General features: G+C 69.6%; 15 protein-coding genes. 8 read left to right on the top strand and 7 right to left on the bottom strand.

All coding sequences use genetic code 11. The features are described 5' to 3' along the window. Positions 1-146: 146 nt before the first annotated feature. The 7 genes from PKE75_RS03780 (at position 147) to PKE75_RS03750 (ending at position 10,867) form a co-directional block, all read left to right on the top strand. Positions 147-1,454, top strand: coding sequence for a CmpA/NrtA family ABC transporter substrate-binding protein (locus tag PKE75_RS03780; RefSeq protein WP_271167366.1), 1,308 nt, complete (start codon positions 147-149; stop codon positions 1,452-1,454). A 122-nt stretch (positions 1,455-1,576) separates the two neighbouring features. Continuing rightward, positions 1,577-2,383, top strand: a complete 807-nt coding sequence (gene ntrB / locus PKE75_RS03775; protein WP_271167647.1) for a nitrate ABC transporter permease — start codon at positions 1,577-1,579, stop codon at positions 2,381-2,383. A gap of 11 nt (positions 2,384-2,394) precedes the next feature. Next, positions 2,395-3,192, top strand: a complete 798-nt coding sequence (locus PKE75_RS03770) for an ABC transporter ATP-binding protein (RefSeq protein WP_271167365.1) — start codon at positions 2,395-2,397, stop codon at positions 3,190-3,192. A gap of 1 nt (position 3,193) precedes the next feature. Then, positions 3,194-4,423 carry an NAD(P)/FAD-dependent oxidoreductase gene (locus tag PKE75_RS03765; RefSeq protein WP_271167364.1) on the top strand — a complete coding sequence of 410 codons (1,230 nt, stop codon included), beginning with the start codon at positions 3,194-3,196 and terminating at the stop codon, positions 4,421-4,423. Between the two features lie 106 nt (positions 4,424-4,529). Continuing rightward, the gene (locus tag PKE75_RS03760; protein ID WP_271167363.1) at positions 4,530-6,335 is read left to right on the top strand and encodes a NirA family protein; all 1,806 of its coding nucleotides are present in this window, start codon (positions 4,530-4,532) and stop codon (positions 6,333-6,335) included. A gap of 4 nt (positions 6,336-6,339) precedes the next feature. Beyond that, positions 6,340-7,956: a sulfite reductase subunit alpha gene (locus PKE75_RS03755; protein WP_271167362.1), complete on the top strand. Its 1,617-nt coding sequence runs from the start codon at positions 6,340-6,342 to the stop codon at positions 7,954-7,956. A 229-nt stretch (positions 7,957-8,185) separates the two neighbouring features. Further along, positions 8,186-10,867, top strand: a complete 2,682-nt coding sequence (locus PKE75_RS03750) for a nitrate reductase (protein ID WP_271167361.1) — start codon at positions 8,186-8,188, stop codon at positions 10,865-10,867. Positions 10,868-11,066: 199 nt separating this feature from the next. Here the strand turns inward: PKE75_RS03750 and PKE75_RS03745 are convergent, their stop codons facing one another. From PKE75_RS03745 to PKE75_RS03730, 4 genes are all read right to left on the bottom strand, one after another. Beyond that, on the bottom strand, positions 11,067-12,113 hold the full coding sequence (locus PKE75_RS03745; RefSeq protein WP_271167360.1) for a sensor histidine kinase: 1,047 nt from the start codon (positions 12,111-12,113) through the stop codon (positions 11,067-11,069). Continuing rightward, complete coding sequence (locus PKE75_RS03740) at positions 12,110-12,544, bottom strand: response regulator (RefSeq protein WP_271167359.1); 435 nt, start codon at positions 12,542-12,544, stop codon at positions 12,110-12,112. The genes PKE75_RS03745 and PKE75_RS03740 overlap by 4 nt, the downstream gene beginning before the upstream one ends. Then, complete coding sequence (locus tag PKE75_RS03735; RefSeq protein ID WP_271167358.1) at positions 12,541-14,040, bottom strand: sensor histidine kinase; 1,500 nt, start codon at positions 14,038-14,040, stop codon at positions 12,541-12,543. The genes PKE75_RS03740 and PKE75_RS03735 overlap by 4 nt, the downstream gene beginning before the upstream one ends. A gap of 152 nt (positions 14,041-14,192) precedes the next feature. Beyond that, on the bottom strand, positions 14,193-14,921 hold the full coding sequence (locus tag PKE75_RS03730) for a lytic transglycosylase domain-containing protein (protein WP_271167357.1): 729 nt from the start codon (positions 14,919-14,921) through the stop codon (positions 14,193-14,195). A gap of 148 nt (positions 14,922-15,069) precedes the next feature. Between PKE75_RS03730 and PKE75_RS03725 the strand changes: the two genes are divergently transcribed. Further along, positions 15,070-16,353, top strand: coding sequence for a glycosyltransferase family 39 protein (locus PKE75_RS03725; RefSeq protein ID WP_271167356.1), 1,284 nt, complete (start codon positions 15,070-15,072; stop codon positions 16,351-16,353). Positions 16,354-16,360: 7 nt separating this feature from the next. On the opposite strand, the gene PKE75_RS03720 is transcribed toward PKE75_RS03725, so the two are convergent. From PKE75_RS03720 to PKE75_RS03710, 3 genes are all read right to left on the bottom strand, one after another. Then, positions 16,361-18,370: an acyltransferase family protein gene (locus PKE75_RS03720; RefSeq protein ID WP_271167355.1), complete on the bottom strand. Its 2,010-nt coding sequence runs from the start codon at positions 18,368-18,370 to the stop codon at positions 16,361-16,363. Between the two features lie 201 nt (positions 18,371-18,571). Further along, the gene (locus PKE75_RS03715) at positions 18,572-19,024 is read right to left on the bottom strand and encodes a GtrA family protein (protein ID WP_271167354.1); all 453 of its coding nucleotides are present in this window, start codon (positions 19,022-19,024) and stop codon (positions 18,572-18,574) included. A gap of 5 nt (positions 19,025-19,029) precedes the next feature. Beyond that, positions 19,030-20,523 carry a UbiA family prenyltransferase gene (locus PKE75_RS03710; protein WP_271167353.1) on the bottom strand — a complete coding sequence of 498 codons (1,494 nt, stop codon included), beginning with the start codon at positions 20,521-20,523 and terminating at the stop codon, positions 19,030-19,032. Between the last annotated feature and the right edge of the window lie 198 nt (positions 20,524-20,721).

Here is a 20,721-nt window from a genome sequence, read left to right as displayed (position 1 = left end):
ACCCGCACGCCCATTGAAGGGCCCGCCAGCACCGCCGCTGAACAGACGCGATTTCCGCGCGTCTCGTCAGCGGCTTTTTTCGTTTCAACCGCCCGGAAGGGCGACCTTCGCAGCCACCGCCAACGGCGTTCCGGAGCCGACTAACAATGACCGACTTCAGGACTTTGCTGAGTGGAGCGTCGACCCGCCGCCAGGTGCTGCGCGCGGGAACGAGCGCCGCCGCGACGATGATCGCGGCCAAGACCTTCGCCCCCGCCGGCGCGTTCGCGCAGGGCGCGGGTCCGGAGACGACCAAGGCGAAGCTCGGCTTCATCGCGCTGACGGACGCGGGGCCCCTCTTCGTCGCCAAGGAGAAGGGCTTCTTCGACAAATACGGGATGACCGAGGTCGAGATCGCCAAGCAGTCGTCCTGGGGCACGACGCGGGACAATCTCGTGCTCGGCTCGGCCGGCGGCGGCATCGACGGCGCGCACATCCTGAGCCCCATGCCGTATCTGATCACGACTGGCGCGGTGACCCAGAACAAGCAGCCGACGCCGATGATGATCCTCGGCCGGCTCAACGTGGCCGGACAGTGCATCTCCGTCGGCCAGGAGTACGCCGACCTCAAGCTCGGCGTCGACAGCAAGCCGTTCAAGGCGGCGCTCGAGGCCAAGAAGGCCGGCGGTAAGGAGGTGAAGGCCGCGATGACCTTCCCCGGCGGCACCCACGATCTGTGGATCCGCTACTGGCTGGCGGCCGGCGGCGTCGACCCCAACAAGGACATCCAGACCATCGTCGTGCCCCCCGCCCAGATGGTGGCGAACATGAAGGTCGGCACGATGGACACCTTCTGCGTCTGCGAGCCGTGGAACGAGCAGCTCAAGAACCAGAAGATCGGCTACACCGCGCTCACCACGGGCGAGCTCTGGGACAAGCATCCGGAGAAGGCGTTCGCGATGCGCGCCGACTATGTGGAGACAAACCCGAAGTCGGCGAAAGCCCTGCTGATGGCCGTGATGGAGGCCCAGCAGTGGTGCGAGAAGCCGGAGAACAAGCAAGAGCTCGCGACCATCTGCGCCAAGCGCAACTGGATCGGCGCTCCCGTGTCCGACATCGACGAGCGCATGAAGGGCAATTTTGACTACGGCGCCGGCAAGCCGCTCGTCGAGAACAGCCCGTTCAGGATGCGTTACTGGGACGACAACGCCGGCTATCCTTACAAGAGCCACGACCTCTGGTTCATCACCGAGGATCAGCGCTGGGGCTACCTGCCGGCGGATCTCGACGCCAAAGCGCTCATCGACAAGGTGAACCGCGAAGACCTGTGGCGCGACGCCGCCAAGGACCTCGGCGTGTCGGGCGTCCCGGCCTCCGCCTCCCGCGGCGTCGAGAAATTCTTCGACGGCAAGGTGTTCGACCCGGAGAAGCCCGCCGATTACCTGGCGAGCCTCGACATCAAGCGCATGGCGTGACGACGCGGCCCCTTCGGAGATCGATCATGACCCAGTCAGCCGCGGCGGCGTCCAACGTCACGCCGCTCAAGACGGCAGCTCCGTCCGCCGTGGTGGCCCTGCCGCAGCCCGCGAGACGGCCGATGTTCGGCCCGCGGACGAAGACCCGGCTCATCGACCTCGCGTCGGCGGTCATCCCGCCCGTGCTGACCATCGCAGCCCTTCTGCTGCTGTGGGAGCTGCTGTGCCGCTCGCCGACCTCGGCGCTGCCGTCGCCGTCGCGGGTGGTCAGCGACACCTGGGAGCTGATCGTCAATCCGCTCTATGACAATGGCGGCAACGACAAGGGCCTGTTCTGGCAGATCTTCGCCAGCCTCAAGCGCGTCGCGCTCGGCTACGCGCTGGCGGCGATCGGCGGCATCGCGCTCGGCGCGCTGGTCGGCCAGTCCCGCTGGGCGATGCGCGGGCTCGACCCTGTCTTCCAGGTGCTGCGCACCATCCCGCCGCTCGCCTGGCTGCCGCTGTCGCTCGCGGCGTTCCGCGACGGCGAGCCGTCGGCGATCTTCGTGATCTTCATCACCGCGATCTGGCCGATCATCATCAACACCGCGGTCGGCATCCGCAACATTCCGCAGGACTACAAGAACGTCGCGCAGGTGCTCCGGCTCAACGGCTGGGAGTATTTCCACAAGATCATGTTGCCGGCGGCCGCGCCTTACATCTTCACGGGCCTGCGCATCGGCATCGGCCTCAGCTGGCTCGCGATCGTCGCGGCCGAGATGCTGATCGGCGGCGTCGGCATCGGCTTCTTCATCTGGGACGCGTGGAACTCGTCGCGCATCAGCGACATCATCCTCGCGCTCGTCTACGTCGGCGCCGTCGGTTTCGTGCTGGACCGCATCGTCGCCCTCATCGCCGTCGCGGTCACCCGCGGCGCCGCAACCACGTGAGGATGAGCGTCATGGCGAAGTCGTTCCTGAAGATCGAGCAAGTCGAGAAGAGCTTCACCCGCGGGGCGATGACCAACGAAGTCCTCAAGGACATCTCGCTCGAGGTCCGCGAAGGCGAATTCGTCTCGATCATCGGCCATTCCGGCTGCGGAAAGTCGACGCTGCTCAACATCGTCGCCGGCCTGACGCAGGCGACCAAGGGGGTGGTGTTCCTCGAGGGCAAGGTGGTCGACGAGCCTGGTCCCGACCGGGCGGTCGTGTTCCAGAACCATTCGCTGCTGCCGTGGCTCACGGCCTACGAGAACGTCGCGCTCGCCGTCGACAAGGTCTTCGCCAAGACCAAGTCTCGCGCCGAGCGTCACGAATGGACCATGCGCCAGATCGAGCTGGTCAACATGGCCCACGCCAAGGACCGGCGGCCGTCGGAGATCTCGGGCGGTATGAAGCAGCGCATCGGCATCGCCCGCGCGCTCGCCATGCAGCCAAAGGTGCTGCTGCTCGACGAACCCTTCGGCGCGCTCGACGCGCTGACCCGCACCCATCTGCAGGACCAGGTCATGCAGATCCAGGCGGAGCTCAACAACACCGTGATGATGATCACCCACGACGTCGACGAGGCGGTGCTGCTGTCGGATCGCATCGTGATGATGACGAACGGTCCCTCGGCGCGGATCGGCGAGGTCCTCGAAGTCGCCCTCGCCCGCCCCCGCAAGCGGCTGGAGCTCGTTTCCGACCGCGGCTACATCGCGGCGCGCGCGGCGGTGCTCAAGTTCCTCTATGAGCGCCACCGCTTCGTCGAGGCGGCCTGAGATGCACGCGCCGGCCATGGAGCGCGAACGGCTGGTGGTGATCGGGGCCGGCATGGCGGGCCTTCGGCTGCTCGAGGAGCTCAAGGCGGCCTGCCCCGGGCGCTACAACGTCACCGTCGTCGGAGCCGAACCGGAGCCGGCCTACAACCGCGTGCTGCTGTCGTCGCTGCTCGCAGGCGAGGCCGCCGACGAGGACATCCGCCTGAGGGACCGCGCCTGGTACGGCGCGAACGGCTACCGGCTGTTCACGGGCGTCGCCGCTCAGGCGATCGACCGCGCCGCCAGACGCGTGACGCTGAAGGACGGGCGTGTGCTCGCCTATGACAAGCTGGCGTTCGCCACCGGCTCCGAGGCGATCCGACTGCCGCTGCCGGGTGCGCATCTCGCGCAGGCGCTGGTGTTCCGCGACCGTCTCGACGCCATGCGGCTGAAGGAGCTTTCCGGGCCGGGCAAGCGCGCCGTGGTGATCGGCGGCGGGCTACTGGGGCTCGAAGCCGCCTATGGCCTCGCAAGGCTCGGCTGCAAGGCGACCGTCGTGCATGCGGCCGACCGACTGATGAACCGCCAGCTCGACGACCGGGGCGCCGCGACCCTCAGGCGCTCGCTCGAAACGAAGGGCATCGGTTTCGTCATGGGCGCGTCCAGCGCGCGCATCGCCGGCGACACGCACGTCACCGGCCTCGAGCTCGCATCCGGCGCCGTCCTTCCCGCCGACATGATCGTCATGGCGGTCGGCGTCCAGCCGAACGTGACGCTGGCCAAGGCCGCCGGCCTTGATTGCAACCGCGCCATCCTCGTCGAGGACGCGATGCGAACCTCCGACCCCGCAATCTTCGCGCTCGGCGAATGCGCCGAGCATCGCGGCGCGGTCTACGGGCTCGTCGCGCCGGCCTATGAGCAGGCGAAGACGCTGGCCGCCCAGCTCGCCGGCGACGAGGCGGCGTCCTACGCCGGCAGCCTGCTCTCCACCAACCTCAAGGTCTCCGGGGTTCCGGTGTTCTCCGCTGGCGTCATCGAGGCCGAGGACGGCGACGAGATCGTCACCCTCGCCGATCCCGGCCACGGCCACTACCGCAAGCTGATCGTCCGCGACGACCGGCTCAAAGGCGCGATCCTCGTCGGGGAGGCCTCCGACGCGCTCTGGTACCTCGACCTCATCGCGAGCCGCGCTCCCCTCGGGCCATTACGCGACGACCTCGCCTTCGGCCGCGGCTTCGCGGCCGCGGCGTGACGGAGGCGGGGAATGGTCCTGTTTTCGACCAAGAGGCGCAGGCCTTCACCTCTCCCCGGCGGGGAGAGGTGAAGAAAGATAAGGCGCCGGCAAAGGCGACGACCCGATGAGCGAAGACTTCTCCCCCGACCAGAAGCGATATCTCGAAGGCTTCGTCTCCGGCGTGCAGGCGATCCGAGGCGCGCGCGGCGCGCCCGGCTTCGGCGGCCTCGCGCCCTTCCAGAACCAGCCCGCCGCAAACGCGCCGCAGGCCGAGCCCGTCCCGGCCGGCCCGGACGCGATCCACATCGAGGCGATGGCGCGGTTCGAGAAGGCCGGGAAGAAACTGTCCCCGCAGGAGAAGGCCAAGCGCGACGAGCACCCGTTCGACGCCTACGCGCGCTTCAAAACGATGGCGGCGGAGAACAAATACGCCAAGCAGCTCGACGATTTCCGCATCCGCTTCCACGGGCTGTTCTATGTCGGCCCGACGCAGGACTCGTATATGTGTCGGCTCAGGATCCACAATGGCGTCCTGAAGGCCTGGCAATTCCGCGGCGTCGCCGATCTCGCGGAGGCCTATGGCGGCGGCTATTCCCACGTCACCACACGGGCGAACCTCCAGGTGCGCGAGATCAACGCGCAGAACGGCATTCCTTTCATCGAGGGGCTGGTCGACATCGGCCTGACGTCGAAGGGCTCCGGCGCCGACAACATCCGCAACATCACCGGAACGCCGACGGCGGGCGTCGACCCGCAGGAGCTCGTCGACACGCGGCCTTACGCCAGGGAGTGGCACCACCACATCCTGAACGACCGCTCGCTCTACGGACTGCCGCGCAAGTTCAACGTGGCGTTCGACGGCGCCGGCCGGATCGCTGCGCTCGAAGACACCAACGACATCGGCTTCCAGGCCGTCGAGGTGAAAGACGGCTTCGGGATCGAGGCCGGCGTCTGGTGGCGGCTCGCGCTCGGCGGCGTTACCGGCCACCGCGACTTCGCGCGCGACACCGGCGTGATCGTTCCGCTCGCCCAGGCGATCAAGGTCGCGGACGCGATCGTGCGCGTGTTCATCGCGAGCGGCGACCGCACCGACCGCAACAAGGCGCGACTGAAATACGTGCTCGACGCCTGGGGCTTCGGGACCTTCCTCGGCGAGGTCGAGAAGCAGCTCGACGCGAAGCTGGTCCGCGCGCCCGCCGAGGCGGTCGCGCCGCGGCCGGAGAGCGACCGGCTCGCCCATATCGGCGTGCATCCCCAGAAGCAGTCCGGACTCAACTGGATCGGCGTCGGGCTCAATCTCGGCCGCATGGACTGCGCGCAGATGCGCGCGCTCGCCGACATCTCTCAGGAGTTCGGCGACGGCGATATCCGCCTCACCGTCTGGCAGAACCTGCTGATCTCGGGCGTCCGCGACGAGGACGTCGCCGAGGTCGAGGCCAGAATCGCGGCGATCGGGCTTGCGACCACGGCGTCGAACGTCCGCGCCGGTCTCGTGGCCTGCACCGGCAACCGCGGCTGCAAGTTCTCCGCCGCCGACACCAAGGGCTTCGCGGACATGATCGCGACCCACATCGACGGCGTCGGCCTGACCGTCGACACGCCGATCAACATCCACGCCACCGGCTGCCACAACTCCTGCGCGCAGCACTACATCGGCGACATCGGCCTGATCGGCGCGCGCGTGCCGGTCGGCGAGGACGACAGCGTCGACGGCTTCCACCTCCATGTCGGCGGCGGCTTCGGAACCGACGCCGCCATCGGCCGCGAGCTCGTGCAGAACGTGAGGGGCGAGGATTGCCCCGCCGTGGTGGAGAAGATGCTGCGCGGCTACCTCGCGCGCCGCTCCGGCCCCGATGAGACCTTCGCCGCCTTCACCCGCCGCCACGAGATCGACGCGCTGAAGACGATCTTCGCGCTGGAGGGCGCGTGACCTCATGACCGAGCAGTCCGCCGTCCTGCCGCCGCTCGTGCCTGAGAACGCGCCGTTCAGCCCCGAGCAGCGCGCCTGGCTGAACGGGTTCTTCGCCGGCCTGCTGTCGATGGACGGCGGCGTGCAGTCGCTGTCGCGCGACGCCGCCGCCGCGCTGCTGGGCTCGCCCCTGCCGGGCGAGGCCGCTCCGCCCGAGGAGGACGACGGCGCGCCATGGCACGACGCCTCGATGCCGATCGACGAGCGCATGCAGCTCGCCGCAGGCAAGCCGCTGCCGCGCCGGCTGTTCGCGGCGATGGCGCAGCAGGACTGCGGCCAGTGCGGCTATCTCTGCGAGAGCTATTCCGCCGCCATCGCCAAGGGCGAGGAGAAGAAGCTCAACCTCTGCGTGCCCGGCGGCAAGGAAACCCAGCGCATGCTGAAGACGCTCGCCGTCGAGCTCGACGGCGGCGCGGCGCCCGCGGAGAAGCCTGCGGCCGCGCCGGCGGCGAACGAGCCCGGCCGCTCGCGGGAGACTCCGGTCGAGGCGACGTTCCTATCGAAGCGCAGACTGAACGAGGGCTCCCAAAAAGAAACCAATCACATCGAGATCGACCTGTCGCAATGCGGGCTGACTTACGAGCCCGGCGACTCCTTCGGCCTGTTCGCGACCAACGCGCAGGAGCTCTGCGAGGCTGTCGCCGCGCGGCTCGGCGTCGCGATGGAAGCCTCCGTCAGCCATGACGGCCACACCCACACGCTCGGTGTCTGGCTGTCGGAGAAGGTCGCGCTCGGCGCAGCCCCCGACGCGCTGTTCGAGCTGCTGTCGGTCTACGCCGAAGACGCCGACGAGAAGGCCAAGCTCGCGCGCCTTGCGGAGGGCGAGGACCCCGACGGCGACCTGGCTACGCTCGACGTGCTGGCCGCGCTCGATAAGTTCCCGGCCGCCACGCCGCCCGTGGCGGAGTTTCTCGGCGCGGTCGAGCCGCTGCAGCCCAGGCTCTATTCGATCTCCTCGGCGCTCTCCGCCGACCCCGGCAAGGTGAGCCTCACCGTCGACTGCGTGCGCTACCGCGTGGGCGACCGCACCCGGCTCGGCCTCGCCTCGACCTATCTGTCGGACCGCGTCGAGCCGGGCTCGAAGCTCAAGGTCTACGTCCAGAAGGCCCACGGCTTCGCCCTGCCGAAGGACGGCGGCGTCCCGATCGTCATGGTCGGCCCGGGCACCGGGATCGCGCCGTTCCGCTCCTTCCTGCGCGAACGGAAAGCGCGCCAGGCTCCCGGCGGCGCCTGGCTGTTCTTCGGACACCAGCGCGAGGCGACGGACTTCTTCTATCGCGACGAGATCGAGGAGCTGCAGTCCTGCGGCGCGCTGACGAGGCTCTCCCTCGCCTGGTCGCGCGACGGCGACCGCAAGGTCTACGTGCAGGACAGGATGCGCGAGGCCGGCGCCGAACTCTGGAGCTGGCTGGAGAAGGGCGCGCATTTCTACGTCTGCGGCGACGCCAAGCGCATGGCGGCCGACGTCGAGAGAGCGCTGGTCGAGATCGTCGCCGAGCATGGGGCGAAGACCCCCGACGCCGCCAAGGCCTTCGTCGCAGACCTCCGCAGGGCCCGCCGCTACCAGGCGGACGTGTATTGATGGGGGACGCGACAGGGGCATCCGTCTTCACCTCTCCCCGGCGGGGAGAGGTCGGCGCGCAGCGCCGGGTGAGGGGGTCCGGACCCCTCCGGAAAACACGAGGCCCCCTCACCCGCCGCGGCTTACGCCGCGCCGACCTCTCCCCGCCGGGGAGAGGTGAAGGCCCGCGCTTCGTCTGCGAAGGCCGCGCTGCATCGATGGAGCGTGGTCCTTCCTCTCCGGCCCGCCGATGAACATCCACGCCCCCGAGCAGCCGGCGCCGCCGACGCGCACGACCTGTCCCTATTGCGGGGTCGGGTGCGGCGTGCTCGCGCAGCCCGACCGGATGGGCGGCGCGACGATTGCGGGGGATCCGGACCATCCGTCGAATTTCGGGCGGCTGTGTTCGAAGGGCTCGGCGCTCGGCGAGACGCTGTCGCTCGAGGGCCGGCTGCTGCATCCCGCGATCGACGGCGCCCGCGCGAGCTGGACGGACGCGCTCGACGCTACGGCGGAGGGCTTCCGTCGCGTGCTCGACGAGCACGGACCGGGCGCGATCGCGGTCTATCTGTCGGGGCAACTGCTGACCGAGGACTATTACGCCGCGAACAAGCTGTTCAAGGGCTTCCTCGGCTCGGCCAACGTCGACACCAACAGCCGCCTCTGCATGTCGTCCTCGGTCGCGGGCCACAAGCGCGCCTTCGGCTCCGACACCGTGCCCGGAACCTATCGCGACCTCGAGACCGCCGACCTTCTGGTGCTGGTCGGCTCCAACGCCGCCTGGTGCCATCCGGTGCTCTACCAGCGCATGCTGGCGGCGAAGGTCGCGCGCGGCGCGAAGATCGTCGTGATCGACCCGCGCCGCACGGCGACCGCGGAGGAGGCCGACCTCCATTTGCCGATCGAGGCCGGCTTCGACAGCGCGCTGTTCTGCGGCCTGCTGGTCGCGCTCGCCGAGCGAGGGGCGCTGAACGACGGCTTCATCGACAGCCACACCAGCAATTTCACTGCGGCGCTGGACCGAGCCCGCGAGATCGCGCCGGACGTCGCCGCGACGGCCGCCGCCTGCGGGCTCAACCCAACCGACGTCGAGACGTTCTTCGATCTGTTCGCAGCCACCGAGCGGGTCGTGACGCTCTACAGCCAGGGCGTCAACCAGTCCGCGCAGGGCTCCGACAAGGTCAACGCCATCGTCAACGTCCACCTCGCGACGGGCCGCATCGGCCGCGAGGGCATGGGGCCGTTCTCGCTGACCGGCCAGCCCAACGCGATGGGCGGACGCGAGGTCGGCGGCCTCTCGAACCAGCTCGCGGCCCATATGGGCTTCGACGTCGAGTCGATCGAGAAGGTCCGCCGCTTCTGGGACGCGCCCCGCATGGCCCGGGCCGAGGGGCTGAAGGCGGTCGACATGTTCGACGCGGTCGAGCGCGGCGAGATCAGGGCGCTCTGGGTGATGGGCACCAACCCCGCCGTCTCGCTGCCGCGCGCCGACGCCGCGCGGGCGGCGATGCGCAATCTCGAGCACTTCGTGGTGTCGGAGAACGTGGCGTCGAACGACACGCTGGGCGCCGGCGCGAAGATCCGCCTGCCGGCCGCCGCGTGGGGCGAAAAGGACGGCACGGTCACCAACTCCGAGCGCCGCATCTCGCGCCAGCGGGCGTTCCTCGCTCTGCCCGGACAGGCGAGGCCGGACTGGTGGATCGTGACTCAGGTCGCGAGCCGCCTCGGCTTCGCCGAGGCCTTCGACTGGCGGACGCCCGGGGAGGTGTTCCGCGAGCACGCGGCGCTCTCGGCGTTCGAGAACAACGGCGGGCGCGACTTCGACATCGGCGCGCTCGCCGACCTCGACACCCGCGACTATGACAAGCTGGAGCCGATCCAGTGGCCGGCGAAGACGGGAGCGGCCCGCAAGGAGACGCGCTTTTTCGCGAAGGGCGGCTTCTTCACCCCCGACCGCCGCGCCCGCTTCGTCGCGGTCGAGCCGATCACCCCCGCGGCCACGCCGACGAGAACCTTCCCCTACCGCCTCAACACCGGCCGCATCCGCGACCAGTGGCACACCATGACGCGCACGGGCCGCAGCCCCCGGCTCGCCAGCCACATCATCGAGCCGTTCATCGAGATCCATCCCGCCGACGCCGCCCGCGAGGGCCTTGTCGACGGCGGCTTCGCCAAAGTCTCGTCATCCCACGGCGAGGCGGTGCTTCGGGTCCGCGTCGAGCCCGGCGCGCGCCAGGGCGCGCTGTTCGCGCCGATCCACTGGACAACGGAGACCTCGTCGGACGGCCGCGTCGGGGCGCTGGTCCATGCTTTCGTCGATCCGCAGTCCGGCCAGCCCGACGCCAAGGCGACGCCTGCCGCCGTCGCCCCCGTCGCCTTCGCCCGCCAGGGTTTCGCGCTCGCGCGCGGGGCGCTCGGCGAGCCGCCGGCGCAGATGTGGTGGGCGAAGGCCGCGGCCCCCAAAGGCGCCGGCCTGCTGTTCGCCTGCGACGACGCGCCGGCGCTCGAGACGCTGCTGCCGGGGCTTGAGCGCGACGACGAGATCGTCGATTTCGTCGATCCCGCCCGCAAGAGCTATCGCGCGGCGATCTTCCGTGACGGCGTGCTGGAGGCCTGCCTGTTCGTCGGCGCCGGGCGCCAGGAGAACGCCTGGACCCATCTGAGGACCAGGCTCGGCCAGCCGCTGTCGGAGGGCCAGATCCGCAGCCTGCTGCTGGCGGGGCGGCCGAGCGACGGGGCCGCAAGCGGCCCGCTGGTCTGCGCCTGCCACGGCGTGCCGAAGGGCGTCATCGAAGGCGCGGTCCGCTCGGGCTGCGCGGACGCCACGGCTGTGGGCGCCGCGACAAGAGCCGGCACGAACTGCGGCTCCTGCCTGCCGGAGATCCGCCGCATGCTGGCGAGCATGCGGGCGCTGGAGCCGGCGCTGGCGTAAGGGGTCAGGGGTTTAAACACCGCCGTCGTGGTCCGGCTTGACCGGACCACCCGCCTTCGATCGTAGCGCTCGACGTCCGCGGTTGGTCCTCCGGAAACTCGGGTGTTCCCGAGTTTCCCTTTCCGGACGGCTCAGATCGGCAGCAGCCGATCCGAGCGCGAGCCGGAGGACGACGGTGAACTTTACGTTCGACGGTCCCTCAAGCCGGGAACGCCAGGACGATCCTCGTCCCGCTGTGGCCTGCGTCGCGTTCCATGCGCGACTGTATGGTGGAGGCCATGGTGCGCACGATCTTCTGGCCGAGGCCGGTGCCGCGCGGCTCGGCGTCTTCGGTCATGCCGACGCCGTCATCCTCGACGGTGAGCGCGAAAGTGGCGCCGGCGCGGACGAGCTTGACGCGCACTTCGCCTTCGACCCCGGCCGGATAGGCATATTTGAACGCGTTGGTGACGAGCTCCGTCACGATCACGCCGAGCGAGACGGCGCGGTCGGTCGCCATCTTCATCGGCTCGACGGCGAGCAGGATATGGTGCGGCCGGTCGGTGGTGCGCAGCGACCCTTCGAGCTCCTCGGCGAGGCCGGTGAGGTACTCGTCCATGTCGACCGAGCGGACGTCGTGCGAGGTGTAGAGCCGCCGGTGGATCTGGGCGATCGCCAGAATCCGCGCCTCGGTCTCGCGCAGCATGTCGCGCGCCGGGCCGTCGGCGAGACCCGCGGACTGCAGATGCACGAAGGCCGAGACCAGCTGCAGGCTGTTGCCGACGCGGTGGTTGACCTCGCGCAGCAACGTCTCGGCGCGGTCGCGGGCCTCGACGACCGCGCGCTCGGCGGCCTCCTTCAGGCGACGCATCTCGCTCTGCTCGACGGACTGCGCGAGGGCGGCGCGGAGCAGCGGCAGGAACTCGCCCGCGACGTCCTTGATGACGTAGTCCGACGCGCCCGCCTTCAGCGCCGCGATCGCGACGCGGCCGTCGTCGGTGCCGGTGACGTAGACCACGGGCGGCGGCGCCGGCAGCGATTGGATCGCGGGAAGCAGGTCGAGCCCGGTCTCCCCCGCGAGGAAATGATCGAGCGCGACGACGTCGAAGACGCCGGTCATCAGCAGCTCGAGCCCTTCGCCGCATGTCGCGACCGCCGCGACCTCGTAGCCCGCCCGCGTCAGGTCGCGCGAAACCAGACGGCGCAGGCCGTCGTCGTCCTCGATGTAGAGGACCTTCCGCGAGCCTTGGGCGGGCTCGTCGATCATGCGTCGGGAACCTGCATCACCGAAAGGAACAGGCCGAGCTGGCGGATCGCGGTGGCGAAGGTGTCGTAGTCCACCGGCTTGGTGATGTAGACGTTGCAGCCGAGGTCGTAGCAACGCTGGATCTCGACCTTGTCGTCGGTCGTCGTCAGCACGATGACGGGCGCGCGCCTGAGGCGGTCGTCGCCCTTCAGGATCGTCAGGATGTCGATCCCGGTCATGTCCGGCAAATTGAGGTCGAGCAGGATCAGCATCGGCCCGTTCTCGCGCACCTCGGGCGACTTGAGGTAGGAGAGCGCGGAGGTGCCGTCCGCGAAATGGCGGATCTCGTTGTTCACGCCCGCACGGCGGACGTTCTTCTCGATCAGGCGGGCGTGGCCCTCGTCGTCCTCGATCATGACGATGACGACGGACCGCTGGTTGCTGGCGCTCATGCCGCTCGGCTTTCGGATTGGACCCGGAACACGGCCGGGAAGGTGAGATGGAAGGTGGAGCCCTGGCCGGGGTTCGAGGTCAGGGTGATGACGCCGCCGAGACGGCGGACGCTTGCGCGCACGAAGGCGAGACCGAGCCCTTCGCCCGGCTGGTCCTGCGCGCCCGCCCGTCGGAACAGCTCGAACACCCGCTCGTGGTCCTTCGCGTCGATGCCGCGACCGTTGTCCTCGATCATATATTCGACCTGAGCCCCGACGCGACGGCCGCGGACGACGATCCGTCCGGGCCGCGAGCGATCGAGATACTTCACCGCGTTCTCTATCAGGTTCTGGAAGATCTGCTCGATCGAGAACCGGTCGGTGACGAGCGGCGGCGTGCCGGGCTCCACGACGATCTCGGCGTCCGCCGACTGGGTCTGCTGGTGGAGGGTGGCGGCGATCTGCTCCGCGACGTCCCTGATCGACACGCTCTCCGGCGTCACCACTCTCCGGCCCTCGCGCGACAGCTTGAGGATGGCGTTGATCAGCCGGTCCATCTTGGTCGTCGAGGCCCGGATGAAGCCGATCGCCTCCGGCAGATCCTCGTCGACCGCAAGCCGCGCCTCCTCGCCCACGCTGCCGGGCGAGGCTTCGATCAGGGCGTCGATCTGGTCCTTCAGCACCCGGCGCGCGGCGTCGAGCTCGCTGGTGAAGCCCATGACGTTGACGAGCGGCGCGCGCAGATCGTGGCTCACGATGTAGGCGAAGCGCTGGATCTCGTCGTTCGCGGTGGTGAGCTCGGAGGTGCGTTCGGCGACCGCCGCCTCCAGGCCGGCGTTCGCGCGGGACAGTTCGTCCTGCGCCGCCTTGAGCGTTCTGGTCTGGCGACGGACGATCACCTGCGCGCCGTAGGCGAGGGCCGCGGCGACCAGCAGTCCGATGATCACCACGGCGAGCTGAAGCTTCGCGCCCCAGGCGGCGTCCCCAGAGCGCTTCGCGAACTGGTCGTCTTCGTAAGCCCGCATCTCCGTCACGATGCGGCGCACCTCGAGCATCGCGTCGCGGCCCCTGTCGGTTTCGACGACCGCATGCGCCTCGCTGAACTTGCCGGCGCGCTGAAGGGCGACCGTCTCGGCGAGTTCGTCCATCTTGATCTTGAGCGCCGCCGCCAGCGCCGAGGCGCGGTCGTGCTGCGGCCCGGTCGGACCGACGAGCTCGGCGAGCCGTCTGATCCGGGGCTCCCAGGCGGCGAGCGCCGTCTCATAGGGCGTGAGGTAGCCCTCGTCGTTCGTGAGCAGAAACCCGCGCTGGCCGGTCTCGGCGTTCTGCGCGACGCTGAGCGTCAGCAGAATATGCGACTTCAGCTCGGACGTCTGGGCGAGCTGCGCGTTGAACACGGCGTTCCGGCCCGCGATCCAGACCGAAGAGGCTCCGACCACGACCAGCACGGCGAAGCCCAGGATCAGAAGCAGGATTTCATTGCGCGCGGACTTTGCGGCCGACAGCGGACCGATCATTTTTGCTCCACGCAAGCAGCGCCGTCGTTTGCGGACGGCGTGCAGCCTGACGTCTCCTTGATCCCCGGCCCTCACATGCCGCGCCGCGCGGGCTGCGTCCAGCCCCAGTTGCGAGCGACGCATGCTTTTTAGGGGTAATGGGCGGCAGTCCGTCACTCCGTGATCGACAGGCTGGCCTGGCCGGCCCGGTCGAGCGCGCGGCGGCGGCTGTCGACCGCGCCCCAGCTGAACCGCATCCGCACCCGGCCGTTCGCCAGCCGCCGTCCGCCGCGCAGGCCGAAGGCGGGGCCGGCCGGGTCGCCGAAGGTCGCGACCGGCACGACGCCCGTCACCGGGAAACCGCGGGCGACGAGCAGCGCCCGCACCCGCACGCAGTAGGCGACCGAACGCTGAGAGTAGCGCGTCTCGCCGTGGCCGGCCCGGTACTTCATGACGGTCGCGCAGATGTCCTCGCCGGTGATCCGCCACGCCTGGCCGAGGTAGCGGACGCCGTAGCGGATGTTGGTCTCCGGATCGAACAGCTTCGGCAGCGGGTCGGCGAAGCCCAGCATCCTCGCGGTCGAGGGCATCACCTGCATCAGGCCGATCTCTCCGACGCCGCCGACGGCGTTCGGGTTGAAGCCGCTCTCGACCTCGGCCACCGCCTCCGCGATCTCCGGCGGCAGCCCGTCGGCGAAGGCGGCGGCCCGGACCATGCCGCGCAGCCTGGTCTCCTCCGGCGAGGGCTCTGACCCAGCGGCCGGCGCCTCAGGCCTGGGGGCGTCGGGAGCCGCGGGCGACCCTGCGGCCTCCGCGGGCCTCGGCGCCGGAGCGGGCGCCGCCGCGGCCGGCGCCGAGGCGATCGCCCATCCGAGAAAACCTGCGACGATCAGGGACCGCATCGAATGGAGCTTCTCCCGGCGCCGAGGCCGTCGGCGCCATAATACAACTTGCAGGCGACGGCGTCGAAGCCGCACGCCGTCGTTAGCCATTCGCCAAGCCTTTGGCGCCATCGTGGGACTTCGAGCCCCGCCAACGGAGCTTTGGGGGATGACCGTGATGGAAGCCGTCAGGGGCCGTGCGCCCGGCCTGTCGTTCGACCGCTGGACGGCGGTCGCGATCGCGGCTTTCGGCCTGGCAGGGATGCTAATTCTGGCGCTCGTCTACCGCGCGCTCACCGAGCATGGCGGTGGCAACAGCTACGCGCTGCTCGCCGACGCGCTGCTGCACGGCCGCTTCGACAGCCCGACCTGCTTCGACAGCGACTGCGCGCGCTTCATGGAGCGCATCTACGTCATCTTCCCGCCGGTCCCGGCGCTGATCGCGGCGCCGCTGGTCGCGCTGTTCGGGCCGAACGCCTCCGGCTTCATCATCATCTCGGGCCTGCTCGCGATCGTCACCGGCTGGTCCTGGTGGAGCATCGCCGGCCGCCTCGGCCTCGACCGCGAGGCGCGCGCCTGGGCGACGCTCGCCTTCATGTTCGGCGCGCCAGCGATCTTCGTGACGCTGCGCGGCGACGGCGTGTGGTTCTTCGCGCAGGCGGTCGGGCTCTGCCTCGTCAGCCTCGCGATCCTTAGCGCGCTCGACCGCCGGGTGCTTCTCGCGGGCGTTCTCATCGGCCTCGCCTTTCTCTCCCGGCAGATGGCGCTGTTCCTCGCGCCCTTCATCTTCGTGCTGGCGCGCCCCAAAGGCGCCAAGCTGATCGCCTTCGACCGCGAGACCGTCGCGGACGCGGTCAAGCTCGCGGCGCCGATCCTGATCGCGATCGCGGCCTACTGCGCCTACAATTACGCCCGTTTCGGCGCGCCGTTCGAGACGGGCTACGCCCATATCGCGGCCTATCCCGCGGAGAACGACCGCAACTTCATCACCTGGCGGATCATCGACGGCGGCCTGTTCAACCGCGACTATTTCGTCTCGAACCTCGCCTACATGTTCCTGCAGGGCTTCCACATGGAGTTCGCCGGCAAGTACATGACGGAGATCGTGCGGATGGACCCGATGGGGACATCGATCCTCGCGGCGAGCCCCTTCGTGCTCTATGCCTTCTACGCCCGGGCCGACATGCGCCTGCTGGTCGGCCTGCCGGTCATTCTGGCGATAGCGGGGATCACGATGTTCTACCACTCGAACGGGTTCTCGCAGCAGAACGTGCAGCGTTACGCGCTCGACTGGCTGCCGGTGCTGTATGTGCTGCTGATGGCCGGCGCTTTCACCGGCGCGCCGGAAAAGGTCGCCGAGCGGCTGAATGTGTTCAAGCTGCTGACGACCTATGCGATCGGGCTCAACGTCGCGGCCTTCGCGATCGCGTCGCTGACCAAGGCGAGCGCGTAAGCCGCCTTCACTGCGCGATCCGTCGAGCCGACTCCCCCGCTTCAGCCATTGCGCGACCGAAGGCGTCATCGAAGAACGGGCTCAGCGCAAGGGCGGTCTGCCGGGTGATGTGGTCGGTGTCGCGGTAGAGCGGCAGGCCGTTTCTCTGGACGTCGCAATCGTCGTCGTCGCAGAACCATCGCGTCGGGTCGACGATCTCGGCGTTGTCGGCCTCGGCCGCCGCCGTGATGATCTCGCGGGCCCGCTCGACGCGCTCGCGATAGACCGCGCGCGTCGGGTCGACGTCGATCGACCGGCCCGCCATCTTCGCCCGCGCGAGTTCGTAGGGCACGTTGTAGCCGGCCTCCGGCACGTCCATCACGATGACCGGCCGGACGCCGATCTCCTGAAGCCTGGCGAGCGTCGCCTCGAGCGCCGCCTTGAATTTGAGGTCCTCGCCCGGGATCGGCGCCGCGATGTCGGCGGGATCGAAGAACAGTCCCTCGTCGCCATAACCGTTGCCGGCCGCGCTCCGCGGCCAGCGGGCCACCATGAAGACCAGCGGGATCTCCTTAGACTTCATCAGATCGAGCGCAGCCGCATTGATTTCGGCGCAGCGCCTGTTCGTGGCGTCGCGGGCGGTCAGCGTCCGGAAGTCGACGAGCGGCGGACAGGCGCCCGCCCCGACGATCAGTCCTCGCGCGCCGACCCTGTCGGCGGCCGCGAAGATGCCGGGCGCGATCGCCGGCGCATGGGAGTCGCCCCAGACGAGGAAGTCCGGGCGGCCGGTCGGCTTCGGACCCATCGAGCACAGCCGTCCCGCGCGGATGTCGTCCGGCTGCGGTCCGTGCGTGCCCTTGGTGTCGACGAAGCACTGCGCGTTTTCCGGCCAGTCGTCGCCGATCATCGAATAAATCTGGCGCACATCGGGCGGCAGGCGCTCCGGAAGCCCGTTCGTCACGACGAAGACCGCGCCCGCCGCGCAGCACAGCGCCGCCGCGGCGCCCGCCCCGCCGAACACCGCGAGCCGAGAGCCTCGGCCAGCCGGACGCCGGAACGGCTGCTCCACGACACGCCACGAGATCCAGGCCAGCGCGATCGAACCCGCGACGACCGCGGCGCCCTGCCAGGCGTCGAGCCGGGCGCCCTGCCGGTATTCCAGCAGCACGATCAGCGGCCAGTGCACGAGATAGAGCGAATAGGAAATCTTGCCGACGAAGGTGAACGGCCGCGACCCCAGCGTCCTCGCCGCGAGCGAAGCGCCCCGCGCGCCGTTGATGACGAGGGCCGCCCCGACCGTCGGCAGCAGCGCCGGCAGACCGGGGAACGGCGTCGTGGCGTCGAACACGGCGAAGGAGGCCGCGATCATCGCAAGCCCGATCCACGCGAACGGCGCCCGCTCTAGCGCCTTCATGGGGCGAAGCGCGATCAGGCCGCCGAGCGCGAGCTCCCAGAACCGGAACGGCGCGAGATAGAACGCAGTGGACGGCTCGTCGGCGGTCATCCAGGCCGCGGCGGCGAGCGACGCGACGAACATCGCGAGCAGCGCGGCGGTCAGCGCCGATCGCGCGCGCCGCCAGAGCCCGGAGACGAGCAGAGGGTAGAGCAGGTAGAACTGCTCCTCGATTCCCAGCGACCACGTGTGCAGCAACGGCTTGGTCTGGGCGGCGGCGTCGAAATAGCCGCTCTCGTTCCAGAACAGGATGTTGGAGACCATCAGCGCGGCCGCCGCCGCGCTCCGTCCCATCGACTTCAGGTCGATTGGCATCAGGATGAACGCGGAGGCGAGCGCCGTCGCGAGGATGGTCGCGACCAGCGCCGGCGCAATCCGCCGCACCCGCCGCTCGTAGAACCCCGCGACGCTGAACCGCCCGGCGTCGAGGTCGCCCGCGATCACGCAGGTGATCACGTAGCCCGAGATCACGAAGAACACGTCGACGCCGGCGAACCCGCCGGGCAGCGCGCCGGTCGCATGAAACAGCAGCACCGCAAGGACCGCGACCGCGCGCAACCCGTCGAGTTCTGGCCGGTAGGTCAACGCCGCTTCCGATCGCACCGCATTACGCTTCGCCGGAGCCAGGCTCCGGCGGCGGGTGCTACGCCATACGATCAGGGCCGGACGATGTCATGTTGCGTCGCCGCCCGGCTTGGCCGGAAGGACGCGCCTCGAAGCCGAGCGCGGCGCACGACACGGATGGTCCGGTCAAGCCGGACCGAGACAGCGCGTTTTGTGGTCGGCTCAGATCCCGCGGAACGTCAGGAGGCGGTGGCCGACATAGCTGGTCGCGGCGCCGATGCCGATGGCTGCGGCGTGGGCGATGGGCTCGACCCAGAGCGTCCAGCCGACCGCCGGCGCCAGCCAGTGCGCGAAGAACACCGCGAGCGCCCAGACCTCGGCCGCGCCGACCGCATTGACGAGGATGAACTTCCAGAGCTGCGAGCCGGCCGCGCCCTCATGCGCCTCGAACACGAAGAAGCGGTAGAGGAAGAAGCCGACCACCATGCCGACGACATAGGCGGCGATCACGGCGGCGCCGAACGGCATCACCGCGTTGAGCGGAAACCGCGCGCCCCAGTTGACCAGCGCCGCGAAGCCGCCGGCGAGCAGGAAGCGTCCGATGCGGCGCATCTCCTCCGGCGTCATCCGGGAGCGCAGCGCGGAGGGCACGAGGGCGAACGCCAGATCCTGCATCGGCCTCACCAGAAGACGAGCGCGCGCGGCGCCACGGCGACCATGAAGGCGAGCGCCATCACCGCGCCGAGCAGCAGGCTCGGCTTGTCGCGGACCGCGAAGGCGACGGGGTCGTCGTGCAGCTCGTTCCGGCCGGACAGCACCCACACCCGTCCGAGCCAGAGGAACAGCACGCAGGGGAACGCCCAAAGCGCGGCGGGCGTGGAGTAGAAGCCCGCGCGGAACGCCTCGTCGATCAGGTAGAGCACCATGACGAGCACCGCCGACATGCCGGTCGCAACCCCCATGCCGATCAGGAACGGAGCGTCCGCCGCCACATAGCCGCGCCCGTGCGCCTTGTCGGCGCCGGAGCGCGCGACGCGCACCATCTCGGTGTGGCGCTTGGCGAAGGACAGCGAGGAGAACACGAACATCGAGAACACCAGCAGCCACGGCGAACCCGGCACCGCCGCCAGCGCGATGCCGATGACCAGCCTCAGCGTGAACAGCGACGCGAGCGTGAAGACGTCGAGCACCGCGACCCGCTTGAGCCGGAAGGAATAGGCGAGCGTCACGACGAGATAGGCGACGAAGCTCGCGAACGCCGCGAGCCCGAGCATGGCCGCGCCGACGAGCGCGATCAGGATTCCGAGCGGCGCCGCCACCAGGCCGGCCGCGATCGGCAGGCGGCCGCTGGCGAAGGCCCGGTCGCGCTTCGACCAGTGCCTGCGGTCGTCGTCGAGGTCCCAGAGATCGTTGAGCGCGTAGGTCGAGGAGGCGAGCAGGCCAAGCAGCGCGAAGCCGATGGCGACGGTCGCCCACGCCGAGGGCTCGAAGGCCCGGCCGCCGAGGATCAGCGGCACCGCGACCAGCGCGTTCTTCGCCCATTGGTGGACGCGGGCGGCCCTGGCGAGCGTTCTGAGGCCGAGGGGTCTGCGCGGTATCACCGCGAGCGGCGGGCGGATCGCCTCGGCGGCCCTGAGCGTGGAGCGGGCGGCGTTGACGACGACGCTCTCCTTGGCCGCCCGCCAGACCGCGAGATCGGCCGCCGCGTCCCCGGCGTAGGCGAAGCCGTCCGGGAACAGCTCGGCCAGCGCCCGGGCCTTCGTCTCCCCCTTGAGGTTGGTGACGCCGTCGCTCGCGATCACCCCGTCGACGAAACCGAAGCGCTTCGCGAGCTTCGCCGCCGCCAGCGCGTCGGACGCGGTGGCGAGGTGTATCGTCCGGCCGCGGGCGTGTTCGGCCTCGACCAGCGCGACCAGCTCCTCGTTCACGGGCAGTTCGGAGACGTCGAGTTCGACGCGTTCGGCGAGCCTGCGCTTTAGCGCGGCCCGGCCGCCGGCGAGCCAGTACAGCAGCGTGAAAGCCCGGAAGGGGTTGCCGCGCAGATATTGCAGCGCAGATTCCGCCAGAAGGTCCCCCCGGATCAGCGTGCCGTCGACGTCGACGGCGAGCGGAGGCAGGCCTCCCTCACCGGCGCGGCGCGGCGCTTTTTCGACGGGTAGGGTGGCGAGCGACATGACGCTGCTCCAAAGTGATCGTCCGCGCAGGCTCCGGCGGGCGGATAGGGCGTCGTTTCGCCGCCGTCCGCGGCCCTTCACATCACCGTACGACAATCAGGTTAAAAACCGCCCTATGTCCGCCGCACTCCTTCGCTTGTGTCCGCGCGCCAGCGGACGACCGGCTTGCGCAGCCCGGCGCCGAATGACATCTCCTCA

Source organism: Hansschlegelia plantiphila (assembly GCF_027922265.1).
In the GTDB taxonomy this organism is placed as follows: domain Bacteria; phylum Pseudomonadota; class Alphaproteobacteria; order Rhizobiales; family Methylopilaceae; genus Methylopila; species Methylopila plantiphila.
Note: the sequence above shows the minus strand (reverse complement) of the source record. Positions and strands in the feature narration are given on the sequence as shown.